Source organism: Pseudomonas sp. WOUb67, assembly GCF_050058005.1.
Lineage (GTDB): Bacteria > Pseudomonadota > Gammaproteobacteria > Pseudomonadales > Pseudomonadaceae > Aquipseudomonas > Aquipseudomonas putida_R.
This window is the reverse complement of the sequence record NZ_CP170112.1, coordinates 4954902-4970738: the sequence shown is the minus strand read 5'-3', so window position 1 is coordinate 4970738 and position 15837 is coordinate 4954902. Positions and strand designations below refer to the sequence as shown.

15 protein-coding genes are annotated in these 15837 nt (G+C 63.8%); 2 read left to right on the top strand and 13 right to left on the bottom strand.

Going from position 1 to position 15837, the window contains the following annotated elements; translation table 11 throughout:
* Nucleotides 1-41 precede the first annotated feature (41 nt).
* The 8 genes from ABOC32_RS22060 to ABOC32_RS22025 all read right to left on the bottom strand — a co-directional run bounded on the left by ABOC32_RS22060 (nucleotide 42) and on the right by ABOC32_RS22025 (nucleotide 9941).
* Entirely contained in the window at nucleotides 42-1289 is a 1248-nt protein-coding gene (locus tag ABOC32_RS22060; protein WP_426808716.1) for an IS256 family transposase, read from the bottom strand.
* 172 nt (nucleotides 1290-1461) lie between these two features.
* Nucleotides 1462-2799 (bottom strand): MFS transporter, encoded by a 1338-nt coding sequence (locus ABOC32_RS22055; protein WP_426808867.1) that lies wholly within the window; start codon nucleotides 2797-2799, stop codon nucleotides 1462-1464.
* Nucleotides 2800-2950: 151 nt separating this feature from the next.
* A complete protein-coding gene (locus ABOC32_RS22050; protein ID WP_426808866.1) occupies nucleotides 2951-3709 on the bottom strand; it encodes a hypothetical protein in 759 nt (252 codons plus the stop codon).
* A 280-nt stretch (nucleotides 3710-3989) separates the two neighbouring features.
* Nucleotides 3990-6140 (bottom strand): TonB-dependent receptor, encoded by a 2151-nt coding sequence (locus ABOC32_RS22045; RefSeq protein ID WP_426808865.1) that lies wholly within the window; start codon nucleotides 6138-6140, stop codon nucleotides 3990-3992.
* A 68-nt stretch (nucleotides 6141-6208) separates the two neighbouring features.
* On the bottom strand, nucleotides 6209-6619 hold the full coding sequence (locus ABOC32_RS22040) for a DUF2946 family protein (protein WP_426808864.1): 411 nt from the start codon (nucleotides 6617-6619) through the stop codon (nucleotides 6209-6211).
* Nucleotides 6620-6819: 200 nt separating this feature from the next.
* Nucleotides 6820-7596, bottom strand: coding sequence for a ParA family protein (locus tag ABOC32_RS22035; protein ID WP_043201005.1), 777 nt, complete (start codon nucleotides 7594-7596; stop codon nucleotides 6820-6822).
* A gap of 229 nt (nucleotides 7597-7825) precedes the next feature.
* Nucleotides 7826-9397 (bottom strand): sensor domain-containing diguanylate cyclase, encoded by a 1572-nt coding sequence (locus ABOC32_RS22030; protein WP_426808863.1) that lies wholly within the window; start codon nucleotides 9395-9397, stop codon nucleotides 7826-7828.
* Nucleotides 9398-9461: 64 nt separating this feature from the next.
* A complete protein-coding gene (locus tag ABOC32_RS22025) occupies nucleotides 9462-9941 on the bottom strand; it encodes a hypothetical protein (RefSeq protein ID WP_426808862.1) in 480 nt (159 codons plus the stop codon).
* Nucleotides 9942-10071: 130 nt separating this feature from the next.
* Here ABOC32_RS22025 and ABOC32_RS22020 point away from each other — a divergent pair, with 130 nt between their 5' ends.
* Both ABOC32_RS22020 and ABOC32_RS22015 read left to right on the top strand, forming a co-directional pair.
* Nucleotides 10072-10569, top strand: coding sequence for a GNAT family N-acetyltransferase (locus ABOC32_RS22020; protein ID WP_426808861.1), 498 nt, complete (start codon nucleotides 10072-10074; stop codon nucleotides 10567-10569).
* 121 nt (nucleotides 10570-10690) lie between these two features.
* Nucleotides 10691-11014: a hypothetical protein gene (locus ABOC32_RS22015; protein ID WP_426808860.1), complete on the top strand. Its 324-nt coding sequence runs from the start codon at nucleotides 10691-10693 to the stop codon at nucleotides 11012-11014.
* Between the two features lie 148 nt (nucleotides 11015-11162).
* Here the strand turns inward: ABOC32_RS22015 and ABOC32_RS22010 are convergent, their stop codons facing one another.
* Genes ABOC32_RS22010 through ABOC32_RS21990 form a run of 5 tightly spaced genes read right to left on the bottom strand, consistent with a single transcriptional unit; the run spans nucleotide 11163 to nucleotide 15760 of the window.
* Entirely contained in the window at nucleotides 11163-12500 is a 1338-nt protein-coding gene (locus ABOC32_RS22010) for an OprD family porin (protein ID WP_426808859.1), read from the bottom strand.
* Complete coding sequence (locus ABOC32_RS22005; RefSeq protein WP_426808858.1) at nucleotides 12497-12931, bottom strand: pseudoazurin; 435 nt, start codon at nucleotides 12929-12931, stop codon at nucleotides 12497-12499. Before ABOC32_RS22005 ends, ABOC32_RS22010 begins: the two co-directional genes overlap by 4 nt.
* 17 nt (nucleotides 12932-12948) lie before the next feature.
* Nucleotides 12949-13737 carry an ABC transporter ATP-binding protein gene (locus ABOC32_RS22000; protein WP_426808857.1) on the bottom strand — a complete coding sequence of 263 codons (789 nt, stop codon included), beginning with the start codon at nucleotides 13735-13737 and terminating at the stop codon, nucleotides 12949-12951.
* Complete coding sequence (locus tag ABOC32_RS21995; protein ID WP_426808856.1) at nucleotides 13734-14750, bottom strand: FecCD family ABC transporter permease; 1017 nt, start codon at nucleotides 14748-14750, stop codon at nucleotides 13734-13736. The genes ABOC32_RS22000 and ABOC32_RS21995 overlap by 4 nt, the downstream gene beginning before the upstream one ends.
* On the bottom strand, nucleotides 14750-15760 hold the full coding sequence (locus ABOC32_RS21990; protein WP_426808855.1) for an ABC transporter substrate-binding protein: 1011 nt from the start codon (nucleotides 15758-15760) through the stop codon (nucleotides 14750-14752). Before ABOC32_RS21990 ends, ABOC32_RS21995 begins: the two co-directional genes overlap by 1 nt.
* Nucleotides 15761-15837 lie beyond the last annotated feature (77 nt).

Sequence of the window (15837 nt, the reverse complement as noted above, 5' to 3'; positions counted from 1 at the left end):
TGCGGGCCGGTAACGGCCTGCCGTTAGGCAGGCCCTGATTTTCACCAGGTTGGCCTGATGAACCGATCTCCGTACAGAATCGCAAATTGATTCATCGCGTTTTTCCAATCATGAGCCGGTTTTCCCCAATTGGCTGTTATGTTGCGCAATCCCAGCCAAATCAGTTTGGTCGCGGCGTCATCATTCGGGAAATGCCCACGAGTCTTGATGACCTTGCGTAGCTGGGCGTTGATGCTCTCGATGGCGTTGGTGGTATAGATCACCTTGCGGATGGCGGGCGGGAAAACAAAGAATGGAATCACTCGATCCCAGGCCCGCCTCCAGGCAGCCACCACCGTCGGATATTTCTCGCCCCATGGCCCGTTCTCAAACTCATCGAGCGCTTGCTCAGCGGCTTCGGCATTGATGGCTTGGTAAATCGGCTTCAGCTCCTTGGCCAGAGCCCGTCGCTTGTCCCAGGCCGCGTATTCGAGGCTGTTGCGGATCAGGTGCACGATGCACGTCTGCAGCGTCGTCTCTGGAAACACGGCACTGAGGGCCTCTGGCATACCTTTGAGGCCATCGGTCACGGCAATCAGCACATCTTCGACACCACGCGTCTTGAGATCGTTAAAGACCTTCATCCAAAACTTCGCACCCTCGGTGTTCTCGATCCAGATGCCCAGGATGTCACGCGTCCCGTCGGGTAGAACGCCCAAAGCCAAGTAAATGGCTTTGTTGCGCACCAGGCCTTCTTCGCGAATCTTCACCCGCAGCGCATCAAAGAAAATGACCGGGTACATCGGCTCCAGTGGCCGCTGTTGCCACGCGCCAATTTCTTCCATGACCTCGTCTGTTACAGAGCTGATGAAGTCGGGTGAAACGTCGGTGCCGTATTGCTCGGACAGAAATGCCCGGATCTCTCTGACCGTCATTCCACGGGCGTACATGGCGATGATCTTGTCATCGAAACCGGTGTACCGCCGCTCATGCTTAGGAATCAGGATGGGCGCAAAACTGCCGTCTCGGTCGCGAGGAATTTCCAGTCGCAGCGGGCCATCGCCGGTCAAAACCGTCTTGCTACTCTTGCCGTTACGCTGATTGGTTTCATCCTCTGGGCGCTGCGCGCCCGGCGGATAACCTAGGTGGTGGCCAAGCTCGGCATGCAGAGCACGTTCGATCAGGGCCTTCTTGAATGCCGCAGAGGCATCCTCGATAGCTTCTGCGGTCATCAGGCCCTCACCGAACTGCTCCAGCAGCTCTTTGGGGATTTTGGGCAGGTCACGCAAGGGTTTCTTTTTGGTTGGCATACATGCACCTCTTACTCATGTTATGCCCGAACACAAAATTTCTGACACCCTCCGCTTTGCGGCCCATCGCAGGCAAGCCAGCTCCCACAGGTACAGTGCAGGTCTCAGGAATTACGCTGCACCTGTGGGAGCTGGCTTGCCTGCGATGGGCTGCAAAGCAGCCCCAAAAATTTCAGACGGTACTACGGACCCCAGGCCGTACAGCATCCACTCCCGCCTCATCATGCAACGAAATCCGCGAAGTCTCCGGCAACGCCAACCCGCCCACCAACGCCACCAGCGCAATCACCACCAGGTAAAACGCCGGTGCCAGGCTGCTGCCGGTCTGTCCGATCAGCCAAGTCGCCACCAGCGGCGCGGTACCGCCAAACAGCGTATAGGCCACGTTGTAGGTAATCGCCGAAGCGGTATAGCGGGTGCGGGTAGGGAAGCTTTCTGACAGCAACGCCGCGGTCACCACGCCACTGCACAAGGCCCCCACCGCCAGCAGGATCACCCCCAGCAGTGCGCCGGACATCGAGCCCGAGCTGGCCAGCCAGTACGCCGGGAACACGCACAGCATCACCCACAGGCAGGTAAAGCCAATGGTCTTGCGCCGCCCCACCCGGTCCGAGAACGCCCCGGCCAGCGGGCAGCCGACGGCGGCGAACAGCAGCGCCACGGTGGTCACCAGCAGCGACTGCGCGCGGGTCAGGTTGCCCACCAGTTGCAGGTAGGTAGCGAAGTAGGTGGTGAACATGTAGAACGACAGGGCAGTCAGCGAGATGAACGCCCCCAGGTTGCGAATGACCCGGCCATGGTGGCGCAGGGTGTGTTTGAGCGGCGAATGCTCATGCTCCTTGCCCTGGGCGACGGCTTCGCGAAATGCCGGGGTTTCTTCCATGCGCCAGCGCAGGTACAGGCCGACCAGCCCCAGCGGTGCGGCGATCAGGAACGGAACGCGCCAGCCCCAGGCATTCATCGCCTCGGCCGACAGGCTGGCTTCCAGCCCGTAGGCGATCACGGCGGCGCAGGCGAAGGCGGAAAAGGTCGAAACCGGCACGAAGCTGCCGTAGAAGGCACGCCTGTCGTTGGGCGCGTGCTCCATCAGGTAGGCGCAGGCCCCCGCGTACTCGCCACCGGCAGAAAAGCCCTGCAGGCAGCGCGCCAGGGTCAGCAGCACGGGGGCTGCCAGGCCGATGCTGGCGTAGGTCGGCAGCAGGCCGATCAGGGTGGTGGAGCCTGCCATCAGCAATATGGTCAGCGACAGGATGCGCTTGCGCCCCAGGCGGTCGCCCAGCGCGCCGAACACGATCCCGCCCAGCGGGCGAAGGGCAAAGGCCACGGCAAACACCGCGAACGTCTTGAGCAACGCCACGCTGGGGTCTTCGCTGGCAAAGAACTGGCTGGCGATCAGGGTGGCGAGAAAGCCATACACGGCGAAGTCGAACCATTCGACGAAATTGCCGATGGCCGAGGCGGCGATCACCCTGCGCAGGGTGGCGGGGGATACCTCATGAGGTGCGGACATGCGGGTGCTCTCCGGTTCCATTGGCAGCCATGATGAAAGTGGCGCGGTCGGGCCGCGCCATCATTGTTGTGCTTGCCAGTAGATAACCGGGCGCTGGAAGGTGCTTTGTCGAGGGCGACCTCGGGATACCTGATTCAACCGCTGTTGCGGTTTAAAGCCGGCCCACCTTCCAGGGGGCGTACTCCAATTCACTGTAACCTTTGGCCTGGCCGTGCTCGTCGGCGCTGAAGCCTGGTAGCGTGCTTAGGTCAAGCGCCATGCAGCGGCTGTTGACTTCGGCCTGCAGCTTGCCATCGAGACGAAAGTCATCCGGCCGGTTCGGGTGGGGATAGATCTGCACCAGGCAGCCTTGGACCTTGCCCTGCGCATTCGCCTCATAATAGAGCGAGGCCCTGCCAATGCTGTCTACCGGCAGGTCGCGGAACAGGTGCCGCCAGAAAAATTCACGTTGAGCATTGGCCTTGCGCCGCGCCGTTTCCGGCGCCTGGGCCGCAGCGGGCAGCACCACGAACAGGGGCGCACGTACGACCACCGTGCCGTCTTCGTCGCGCAGCGCCTTGGGCACCACGGGGTAGATGGTTTTCCAGCATTGCGCCTCGACCACGCTGGCCAACGCCTTGAAGTCCGAGCGGGGCAGGTCGGCGGGCAGCACGGTTTCGTACTTGATCGGTGCCTTGCTGGCTTTGCAACTGATGGGCGCGGAATGCTGGTCGAGTTTGACATCCAGCATGACCACGCCGATCTGCTTGTCCGTGTCTGCTGTGGCGATGCCCAGCTTCAGGGCTTGTTGCATGTCGCTGATGAATGCCTGGCGCGCCTGCTTGTCCGCCTCGGAGGCAGGCCGGTTCTGGCAACCCGCCAAGGCGATGAGTGCGGCAGCCACGATTGCCGGAGACAACGATCTGAACACAGGAACTTCCTTGATCTGATGGAACCGGCCCTCATGCCGGCGGTGACAAGAAATTATCACGCGAAATGCGTGAGGACTGTGTGTGGTTTGTATGGAGAAATGTGGGACCGACTATTTTCCACCATCACTCAAGCTACCACTCACCCGGTAGGAGCAGCCTTGTGCTGCGAAGAGGCCGACAGGGCTAAATATCACCTTGTGCTGCAATGGCCTCTTCGCAGCACAAGGCTGCTCCTACAGGTGTTGGGCCCAATGCCGAGAGTGGGTAACCGAGCTTAGGTTAGAAGCGCATGTCCAGTGCCAGCTCGAAGGTGCGCGGCGGCCCCATGTAGTACTGGCTGTTGTAGGCTTGCTTGGCATACACCTCATCGGTCAGGTTGCGCACCCGCCCGGTCAGCGTGGTGTGCTCATCCAGCCGGTAGCGGGCGAACGCACCGAACAGGGTGTAGGCCGGGGCCTTGAGGCTGTTGGCGTTGTCGGCATACACCGAGCCCACGTAGCGCCCGTCTGCGCCCACCGACCATGCCGACGACAAACTGTAGGTCAGCCACAGGTTGGCGACATTGGCCGGCACGTTGGTCGGTGCATTGCCCTTGCGTGACACCGATTTGCCGTTGACCGCCTCGTTGAACTCATCGTACTGCGCATCGACATAGGCGTAGTTGGCCTCGGCCAGCAGTTTCGGCGTTACCTGCAGGCGCCCGGACAATTCGACACCGCGCGAGGTCTGCTGCCCGGCCTGGACCGTGAGGTTGGCGTCGTTCGAGTCGCGCACGGCAAAGTCCTTTCGCACGATCTGGTACAGCGCCAGCGTGGCGGCACCTCGCCCGTCGAGGAAGTCGAACTTGCTGCCCACTTCCCACTGCTCGCCCTTGGACAGGTCGAACAGCCCGACGTTCGAGTAGGTCGCCGCTGCCAGCGAACCGGCCGGTAAATCGGCCGAAGAGCTGTACTGCACGTACACACTGGCCGAAGGGGTCAACGCATAGGTCAGGCCGATGCGCCCGGACAGCGGTTCCCAGCGTCGCTCGAAATAGGCCGGCGAGGTGGGCGTCACGGCGCCGTAGTTGGTCACTTCCATGTCCAGGTAGTCGTAGCGCAGGGCGGTCAGCAGGGCCAGGCGCTCGGTAAGCTGCAAGCGGTTTTCGGCAAACGCCGCGCGGTTGATGACCTCGTGGTGGCGTTGCTTGGTCAGGCCGGCATTCACCCCGGGGATGTCATCGAAGCTGCCGGGGTCGAAGTGATCGGCATCGACCACGTCACTCCAGCTGGCCGAGGTAGGGTAGAGGGTCTGGCGCATGCGCGAGTATTCCAACCCCAGCGACCATTGGCTGGCCAGGCTGAACAGCTGGTTGTCGTGGCGCAGTTCGATGCGGTCGCCCAGCAGGTTCTGGTCGTGGCGCTGCAGGTAAGGGCTGCTGCGCTGCACCTTGCCATCGCTTGTGTAGGCGTAACGTTCGAGGTTGCGGTAATCGCGCTGGGCGTTGTAGTGGTACAGCGTGTTCTGCACGCTGGTGCTGTCGCTGATCTGGTAATCGAGGATCGAGCGTAGCCAGCGCACCCGTTGCTCATAGCGGCCATCAGCGACGTTGTAGTTTTCGAAGCGGCGGCTGTTGTCGATCTTCATCGTGCTGCGCCCGGGCAGGATCGGCGAGCCCCAGTAGGGGCTTTCTTCGCGGTCTTCCTGATACTCCAGCGCCAGGGTGTGGGTGAGGTTGGGTGCCAGGTCGCTGAGCAGCGAAAAGGCCAGGCTGTCGGTGTGCCGTTCGTTGCGGTCGACGTAACCGTTGCCATGCCCGCGGCTGAAGTCCAGGCGCATGTAATGGCGGGCATCGGCGGGGTTGCTGGCCAGCGCCTGGTTGATCCCGAACGCCACCTCGCTGTCGTCGAAACTGCCATAGCGGATACGCCCGTCAATGATTTGCTGATCGCGGCTGGCGAGTTTGGTGATGTAGTTGATCGAGCCGCCCACTGCGCCAGCGCCATGCAGGAACGAAGACGGCCCGCCAATCAGCTCGACGCGGTCGAGTACCCAGGCGTCCACTGGCCGGGTGGCGCTGCTGTAGCCCAGGTTGATGCCGTTGTACAACTGGGTGACCTGGTTCTGGGTAAAGCCGCGGTAGGCGACGAAGCCGCCAAAGCCGGGGTTGGCCGAGGCGTTGACGCCGGTCATGGCGTTGACCACGTCCTGGCTGTCCTTGGCGCCGCGTTCTTCGATCAGGCGGCGGTCCGAGACGCTGACCGAGGCGGGCGTTTCCCGCGCGGTCAGGCCAAGGCGCGAACCGGTACGGATCGGCTCGTCCAGCTGTACGCCGCTGGCGGCGTCGCGTTCGCCGTCGATGGTGGTGGCGCCGAGTTCGACGGGGGCGGTTTCAGCGCAGGCAAAGCTGCAGGTGCCCATGAGGAGCACCAGGGAGGTCTTGCGAAGCATGTTTGTATGTCTTCCACGCAAAGGTCATGGCTGACGGCGAACGCGCGCACAGGCGCGCCCGGCTGAAGTCAGGCGAAATGAAGTACGGCTGCGGGGAAGACGGCGGGGGAGGCGCGGGGGTTGAGGGCGGGGCGTTGGTAGCGTGGCGGCGGTTGTGCCCAGCTGCGCACGACGATGGGCGAGGTGGCCACGGCTTGCGCCGGGGTGAATGACCAGCCGGCGCTGCTGAGCGGTACCGCCATGCCGAACGAGGAGCACACCGGGCAGTCGAGCTGGGCCATGTGCTGGTCACCGCCGGCACCGTCCAGGTCGATGGCCACGCCGTGCTCGCTGTTGACCGAGCAGAAACCGCCTTCCAGGCCGGCCAGGCGCAGGCCGCCCATCTGACCGTGGTGCAGGCCGCACAGCAACAGGCTGAACAGGACGCTGGCATAGAGCGTCCAGGCAGTCAGCGTGCGAGTGTGCCGGGTGGTTTTCATGGCGGCGAATCTACCATCCTGACGAACGGTCGGGTAGTGCTTTTACTTCGAGATTTTGGGGCTGCTTTGCAGCCGATCGCGACGCAAGGCCGCTCCCACAGGTATTGCACAGCTTCCAGAAGCGGCGCGGTCCTTGTGGGAGCGGCCTCGCCGGGGCGCCGGACCGGTCGGAAAGGGGCGCAAAGCGCCCCCAAGATCGTTCAGGCCGCCCGCTCCAGCACATCCAGCAAATCGACAAACTCCATCGCCAGTTTGTGCCGAGGCGCCAGGTGCACCAACGGCACCGACGCCTGGTGCGATTCACGCATCTTGATCGAGCTGCTCAGGTACACCGGCAGCACCGGCAGGCCTTCGCTGCGCAACTGGTCGACCAGGGTCTGGTGCAGGGCGGTGCGCCCGGCGAACTGGTTGACCACCACACCTTCTACCTGCAACGCCGGGTTGTGGTCCTGGCGCAGTTCTTCCACCTCGGCCATGACACTGTGCAGGGCCTGGCGCGAGAAGCTGTCGCAGTCGAACGGAATCAGCAGGCGCTCGGCCGCCACCAGTGCGCTGAAGGTGTAGAAGTTGAGCGCCGGCGGGGTGTCGATATAGATCCGCTCGTAGTCCTCGCCCAGCTCCACCAGCAGCTTGCGCAGCTTGTTGATCTTGAACTTGCTCTCCAGCTTGCTTTGCAGGTCGCTGAGGTCGGGGCTGGCGGTGACCAGGTGCAGGTTGCTGTAGCGGGTTTCGGTGATCGCCACCCGGTGCTTCTTGCCGGCGGCGGTGACCGGTGACAGCGTCTGGCGGAAGAAATCGGCGATGCCGGCAGGAATGGCGTCGTTGACCAGGCCGGTCAGGTAATAGGTGGCATTGGCCTGCGGGTCGAGGTCGACCAGCAAGGTCCGGTAACCCTCGGCGGCACTGGCAGCGGCGAGGTTGCAGGCGATGCTCGACTTGCCGACGCCACCTTTCTGATTGAAAACCACACGACGCATGAGACGCTCATCCATGAAATGAAAATGTCAGGTTGGGGTCAATCCTATGACCGGAACACGACAGTTTTATGACAAAGATTGTTACAACCTCAGGTTTTATCTTCGCCTGTGCCGGCCTCTTCGCGGGTAAACCCGCTCCCACAGGTACACCACAGGCTTCAGACCCTGTGAATACCCCTGTGGGAGCGGGTTTACCCGCGAAAAGGCCGGCACAGGTGAAACAAGAGGTTCAGGCAACCACCACCCGATTGCGCCCTCCCTGCTTGGCCTGGTAAAGCGCCCGGTCCGCCTCGCTCAACGCTTCCACGGGCCCGCTGCCAGCCTCGCCATCCCAGCGTGCCACCCCCAGCGAAACCGTCACCGCGCCCACCGGCTGCACGGGCGTATCCTGCACCGTGACCCGCAGCCGCTCGGCCACCACGGCGGCCACGTCCAGGCTGGCCCCCGGCAGCAGCATCAGGAATTCCTCGCCGCCGGTGCGGCACAGCAGGTCGCCCTCGCGGCAGCAGCGGCGCATCAGCTCTGCCAGGCGGCGCAGCACCTGGTCGCCAACCTCGTGCCCATGGTTGTCATTGACCCGTTTGAAGTGGTCGATGTCCAGCACGATGGCCGCAAAGGTCCGGCCTTCGGCTTGCAGCAACGACAGGCTGAACTCCAGGCTGCGGCGGTTGCCCAGGCCGGTCAGCGGATCGGTCTGGGCGTCACGGTTGAGCCGGCCGATGCGCTCTTGCAGCAGGTTCAGCCCGATCAACAAAGCGCGCTTGAGTTCGGCTGCCTCGAAGTACCAGGCCCGCACGCGATGCAAGCGCTCGGCGGTGCCAGCCCGGTCCATCGCTCGGGCACCGGCAGCCAGCTGCCACAGCGGCCGGGCGATGGTCATGGCCAGCCACCACAGCAGCAGGCAACCCACCAGCGCGAAGGGCGCAGAAGTGCCCACTACGTTGAGGATCAGGTGGTTCAGCGGCGTCACCGTCTGCGTCAGCGGTTGCTGCGCTACCACGCCCCAGCCTGCGCTGGGTACGGTAGCGAACCCGGCGAGCATTTCCACACCCTGGCTGTTGGTCAGTTGCCGGGTACCGCTGTCCAGTGTCGCCAACTGGTCGATCAGGGCATTGCCCTCCACCACTGTGCCGACCCGTTCGCTATTGGGGTGGTACAGCAAGCGGCGGTTGCGGTCGACCACGTACAGGTACGAACCGTCCTTGTAGAAATGCTCGCCCAGCAGGCTGTTGAGGATGTTGCGTTCACGCAGGTACAGGCTGCCACCGACATACCCCATGTAGCGACCGTTGCTGTCGAAAACGGGTTGCGACAGCGCCACCACCAGGTTGTCGGCTGCCGAAAGGTAGGGCGTGGAAACCAATGGGCGACGTTCGTGCAGTGCTTCCTGAGCGCCCGGCGACTGTACGTGGCTGCCCACCAGGTGCCGTAGCGGGGCGGGGGATACTGCCAGCAGCACGCCGTTGGCATCGATCACGAAGGTGGAGTTGAAGGCCATGCTCTGGCCCAGTACCCGGTCGGTCTCCACCTGCAATGCAGCCGCATCGCCTAGCTGCCGGCCTTGAACACCGGCGCTGAATGCCAGCTGCTGCTGGGCGTTGCCGATGAAGGTTTCGGTGATGCTGGCCAGCTTCATCGCGTACACCCGGTTGGCTTCCAGGGCGTGGTCGATCAGCAGTTGGCGCTGTACCCGGTAGCTGGCGAAGTAGCTGGCGCACAGCATGACCAGGGCGGTGAGGGCGCAGAGCACCAGAATGAGTGTGCGTAGATCCAGGCGCAATCCGTGCTTGGCGTGTGGCAATCCTGACCTCGAGTGACTGAAAGTAGCGCCGACCTTTCGCGCTAGGTGATGTGGGGCGCCGCGTTCAGGAACCCGCCTTGTCCAGCGCGTTCAGCTCGTCTTCCACCTGCTGCATGCGCCGTTCGACCAGCGCTTGCACCTTGACGTCGCGGGCGGTCTCGCGCATCAGATTGGTGAGTTTTTCGCTCAGGCGCTTGCCCGCTTCGGTGTCTTCCAGGGCTCTGGCCTTGGCCGGGTCCTGGGTGGCTGCAACGATGGTGGCGAACTCGGCGTCGCTGAAGTTCTTCTCGCTGTACAACCGGAACAGGTCCTGGCGTTGGTCTTCGACGGTCAGGTACTTGCGCAGTACATCCTCGATGGTGGCTTGCGACAGCTGCGGGTGAGTGCGGCCGAGCAGCGTGGCCATGCGCTCGATGTTGTGGGTGTAGGCATCCTGCAGCGGCAGCTGGGCGAGGATCTGATCTTCGCGGGAGGGCTTCTGGTCGCAGGCGGTGAGGGCGGCAGTCAGCAGCAGGGGCAACAGCAACTTCTGGAAGCGAGGCATGGCGTGGCCTGGTCGGGCAGTGAAGGCTGCCGATTATACCGGTGTCCGCCTGGCCACGACGAGCTTTGTGATTTGCCTTGAACGGCGCGCTGAGGTAGAACCGTGCCCTCCAACCACTGCCAGCAACCCCATGCCGAACTGCACCCTGCAACCTGTGGCCCGCGCCGCCATTGCCGAAGTCGTGGCGTTTGTCGATAGCGCTCGCCGCGAGCTGTTCCCGATGCTTGCGCAGGCGCCATTGCCGCACGACCTTGCGCATTTTGCCGACACCTACCTGGACGGCGCGGGGTGCTTTCTTGAGGCGCGTGATGACGGGCGGCTGGTCGCGGTGATCGGCTACGTGCCCTATGACCACCGTTTTCCCCAGCTTGATTATCACGGCGAGCGAGTGGTCGAAGTGGTGCGCCTGTTCGTGCTGCCGGCCTACCGCCGGCATGGCCTGGCTGCCGCGTTGTTCGGTGCGTTGCGCGAGCGGGCGGAGCTGGCGGGTATCGACTGCCTGTACCTGCATACGCATCCGTTTCTGCCGGGTGCGATTGCGTTCTGGGAGCGGCAAGGGTTTGCGGTGGTGGATGTGGAGCAAGACCCGGTCTGGCAGACCACGCACATGCACGTGCGATTGCCCTGACCTGTGGGAAAGCGCCTACAACGGCGCTTTTGGCGTGATCGACGCGTTCATTTCAAAACCGGCCCGGCTTGCTTACCTTCCCCTGTGACGGCTTGCTCACTGCACCCGAGGGAGACTCACGATGCCATACATGGCCCTGTACAAACTCAAACTGCTGGACGAATTTGAAGACCGCATCGACCTGTGGACCTTTGCGGATTTTGAAAAAAGGCTGATAGAACTGTGGCGGGGGGCGACCTACCATGACGCCAAGGGCATCATCAATGCGGCGCACAAGGAACGCCGGTGGCCGAGGGTGGTGAAGCGGTATCTGCTGACCAATTACAAGGTGTTTGGCAATGTCAGTTCGGAGCTGGAACGGGCGTTTGCCGAGGTGCTGATTGCAATGAATGAGCAGGAGCGGGCCGAGTGGGGGTTGTTGCCTGCGGGTAGCTCGGTTGCCTGATCTAGCTTGGGGCCGCTTTGCGGCCCTATCGCGACACAAGGCCGCTCCTACAGGGATCGCGAAAAGCCTGGACTGCGCGGTCCCTGTAGGAGCGGCCTTGCGTCGCGATAGGGCTGCAAAGCAGCCCCAACCCAGGCAACCCGGTCTATCAGAACCCCCCCGACAACGGCCACTCCACCGCCAAGCGTATCTGGTCCCCGTCCAGCTCAGCCTGCGCCGTGTTCCCCCGGTGCACGTTATGCCTCACCGAGAACGTCGTCCCCTTGGCCTTGCCGCTCTGCACCACATACCGCGCCTCCAGGTCGCGCTCCCAATGCTTGCCACCCTTGCCATACCCCAGGTACGCATACCCGCCGTTGGGGTCGACATGCGTGCCGTCGATATCGAACCCCCGCACGTACAGCGCCGTCAGGTTCAGCCCCGGTACGCCATAGGCCCCCATGTTCAGGTCATAGCGTGCCTGCCAGGACTTTTCGTTCGGTGCGTTGAAGTCCGACATCTGCACGGCGTTGGCAATGAAGATGGCCCCTCGCGTCACGTAGTCGAAGGGAGTGTTACCGTCTACCTGCTGCCAGCCCAGGCTGAAACCGTGCGGCCCCTGGTTGTAGCGCGAGACCAGGCTCCAGGTGGTGTTGTCGATGCGCCCGGACAGCGCCTTGCCGGTGTCTGTGGTGCGGTAAAGGTTCAAGTCCAGGCTGACGCTGCGGCGGTCATCCAGGGCGTGGGTGAGGGTGCTGCCCAGGTAGTGCTGGTTCCAGCTGTCCTCGTAGCGGGAGGTGTACAGGCTGCCGCTGAACGCTGCCCCAGGGTTCCAGACCACGCCGGCCAGGTCGAAACTGTTGCCCTGTTTGCCATTGGAGTAGTTCACCGCAAAGCCTTGGTCGTGGCTGGAGGCATTGCGGTCGGCGTTTTCGTTGAAGTGCCCGGCCACCAGCTTGAGCGTGTCGAATTCGCTGCTGGTGAAAAAGAACCCGGTGGCGGTCTCGGGCAGCAGGCGGCTGTCGGAAGAGCTGAACACCGGGGTTTTGACCCGTTGCTCGCCGTAGGACAGCACGGTATTGGACACCCGTAACTTCAGCGCCGCGCCCCCACGGCTGTATTCGTTTTTCGGGTGCCCGTCGTTATCCACCCCCAGCAGGCGGGCTTTGCCCACGCGCCCGCCACCACTGTCCAGTTGCACGCCCAGGTAGGCATGGGCATCGACGCCGACGCCGATCAGGCCCTGGGTGAAGCCGGACTGGAATGTCCCCATCAAGCCGTAGGCCCATTCCTCAGCCTTGCCATTGCGTTCGCTGCGCGGTTTATAGGCATTGCGCCCGGCACTGTTGCGCCCACCGTGCTTGTAGTCGCGCTGGTCGAATACGCTGCGGTTGAGGATGCTCCAGCTGCTGTCTTCGACAAAACCGTTGCTTTGCGACTGCGCGGAGTCGGCCAGGGCAAAGGGCGACAACCCCAGCAGCGGCAGTGCCAACATGAGCCGGCTCATCGTGCGGCCTCGAGCTTGTGCAACTGGGCCGCGAGGCGGGCTTGCGCCCGTGCAGGCAAGCTGGCGGGTAATTCGGCAGCCGGCGCATCGCCCACCTGGATCACCATCACCATGCCCATCGCCAGGTGCGGAATGCACTGGATGCCGTAGACGCCCGACACGCTGAAGGTGTGCTCGAACGGCTGGTTCAACTTGCTCTTGAAGGGTTCGGCGCCGGGGGGCAGCAGGCCGGGCACGCTGGCCGCATTGTGCCCGCTCTGGGTGGGCAGAAAGCGCACGGTGTCGCCGGGGGCAATGCGCAGGTGGTCCGGCTCGTACACCATCGCGCCTTCGCTGCCGCGGTTGAGCATTTTCACTTCATGCACTTCAGCCAGTGCGGCGGGGGCAAGTAGGGCGGTGGCAAGCAGCAGGGCGACAGGGCGCAACAGCATCGGTAGAACTTCCTGGTTCAGGGGGCGCGAAAACGCAGGATGCGCGCGCCATCGAAGGGGTCGGTGAGGTAGCGGGCCTGCACGCCGAAGGTGCACAGCAGGCGCTCGGGCGTGAGGACTTCAAAGGGTTTGCCAAGGGCAACCAGGCGGCCCTTGTCGAGCACCGCGACGCGGTCGCAGGTGAGTGCCTGGTTGAGGTCGTGCAGGGCCACCAGCGTGGTTACCGGCAGGGCTTGAACCTGCTGCAGCAGGCTGAGCTGGTGCTGAATGTCCAGGTGGTTGGTCGGCTCGTCCAGCAACAGTACCTGTGGCCGTTGCGCCAGGGCGCGGGCGATGTGCACGCGCTGGCGCTCGCCACCCGACAGCGAACCCCACAGGCGTGTGCGCAGGTGCAGGGCGTCTAGGTCCGCCAGGGCCTGCTCGACGATGGCACGGTCCTCCCGAGAGAACGGTGCCAGTGCTGACAGCCACGGTGTACGGCCCAAGGCAACGGCATCGAACACACTGATTGCATCGAGGGTATCGGCCTGTTGCTCAACCAGCGCCAAGGCCTGGGCAACACGGCGCCGGGGCAGCTGTGCCAGCGGTTCGCCCAGCAGTTGCACGCTGCCGCTGGCCGGCTTGCGCAGCCCCGCGAGCAACTTGAGCAGTGAGGACTTGCCGGAGCCATTGGGGCCGACGATGCCCAAGGTCTCACCCGCCACAACGCTAAGCTCGATATCGCGCAGCACGGTATTGCCGGCCAGTTCCAGCCCCAGGCCCTGGCAACTCAGCGGTGCAAGCTGTACAGCGGTCATGACTGTCATGAGTGCCCTCGGCGGCTGACCAGAATCAGCGCGAAGACGGGTGCACCGATCAGTGCGGTGACCACGCCCACGGGGATCACCTGGCCCGTGATCAAGGTGCGCGAAAGAATGTCGGCAGCAATCAGGAACAGTGCACCGCCCAGTGCGCTGGCGGGCAACAGGCGGCTGTGCCCGGGGCCGAGCAGCAGCCGCAAGGCATGCGGAATTACCAGCCCGACAAAGCCGATGGCGCCGACGATGGACACCATCACGGCCGTGACCAGTGCCGTGCAACTGATCAGCAGTAACTGGGTGCGCCGCACCGGGATGCCCAGCGATGCAGCCGAATCGGCGCCGAAGGTGAAGGCATCCAGCGCGCGGCGGTGCAACAGGCACACCACCAGGCCGAACAGCGCCACCGGTACGGCCAGCCACACGGAAGGCCAACGCACGCCGCTGAGATTGCCCAACAGCCAGAACAGAATGCCGCGTGCCTGTTCGGCGGTGGCCGACTTGGTGATGAGAAAGGCGGTGAGGGCGTTAAACAGTTGCGAGCCGGCGATGCCGGCGAGGATCACCTGCGCGTTGTTGCTGCCTGGGCCGGCCGCGCGGGCCAGTAGCAGCACCAGGGCGAACGCTGCCAACGCACCGATGAAAGCGCCCCCGGACATGCTCAGCGCCAGGCTACCCAGGCCCAGCAGGCCGACCAGCACTGCACCGGTCGAAGCGCCGGCCGACAAGCCCAGCAGGTACGGTTCGGCCAGCGGGTTGCGCAGCAGCGCCTGGAGAACCACACCACAGGTGGCCAGGCCGGCACCGCAGGCTGCCGCGACCAGTGTGCGGGTCAGGCGGTAGTTCCAGACGATGCCGGCGTCGATCGGGTCAACCGGGTAGCCGGCCTGCCACAGGTGGTTGGCCAGCACCTGGCCGACCACGCTGGGAGACAGGTTGGTCTCACCGATTGCAGTGCCGGCCAGCAAGGCGGCCAACAGTGCCGCCAGGGCGACAGCGATGCAGGGTAACAGGCGAATCATCACTGGGCCGCTTTACCGCTGGCGAAGGCTGCCGACAAGGTTTGCAGGCCGCGGAACAGGCGAATGCCGGCCTGCATGGCGTCGGCGTCGAGGACGATGATGCGGTTGTGCTTCACCGCGTCCATGTTGCGGGTTACCGGGTCGTTACGCAGGAAGTCCAGCTTTTTCTGGTAGTCGTCGGCGGGGAAGCGGCGGCGGTCCATGCGGGCGATGATCAGCCAGGTAGGGTTGGCTTTGGCCAGGGTTTCCCAGCCAACAGTAGGCCACTCCTCGGTGGACTCGACCACATTGCGCACGCCCAGGGTGCGCAGCATGAAGTCAGCGACACCCTGGCGGCCCGCCACGTAAGGGTCGATGTCGAGGTCGGCGCTGGAGAACCAGAACAGTGCCGAGGTGGCGGACAGGTCCTTGCCGGCCAGTTGTGCCTTGGCGCTGTCCAGGCGGCCTTTCAGCTCGGCGTTCAGCGCAGTGCCACGGTCCTGCACATCGAAAATCTCGGCCAGCTGGCTGACGCTCTTGTAGATGCTGCTGACCTGGAACGCCTGCAGGCGGGTACCGTCGGCGCCGACCAGGTTGTCCTTGCCTTCGCAGTCCGACGGCAGCAGGTAGGTGGGTATCTTCAGTTCATCGAACTGCTCGCGGGTGCCCACCACGCCCTGGGCGCCGACCATCCATTCGAACTGCACGGTCACCAGTTGCGGGCGCTTGCCGACCACGGCCTCGAAACTGGGGTCATTGTCGGCCAGGCGCGGCACCTTGGCGTTCTGCGCCTGGTACTCGGGCAACACGTTGTTGAACCACAGCGAGGTACCCGCCAGCTTGTCGCCCAGCCCGAGTGCGTAGAGCATCTCGGTGCCGGCCTGGCCGATGGTGACGGCGCGCTGCGGCGCCTGGGCGAAGGTTTGCGGTTTGCCGCAGTTCTCGACCGTCAGCGGGTAGTGGGTGGCGGCAGCCTGGGCCAGGCCAGTGAGGCCAAGGCCGGCGAGCAGGGTGGCGAAACGGGGCAGCATGCTGGGCGATCTCCTATCGGACAGTTCGGGTGAGGAACGCACGGACAGGCATCGCCGAGCCCCCGCCGATGGCAGGG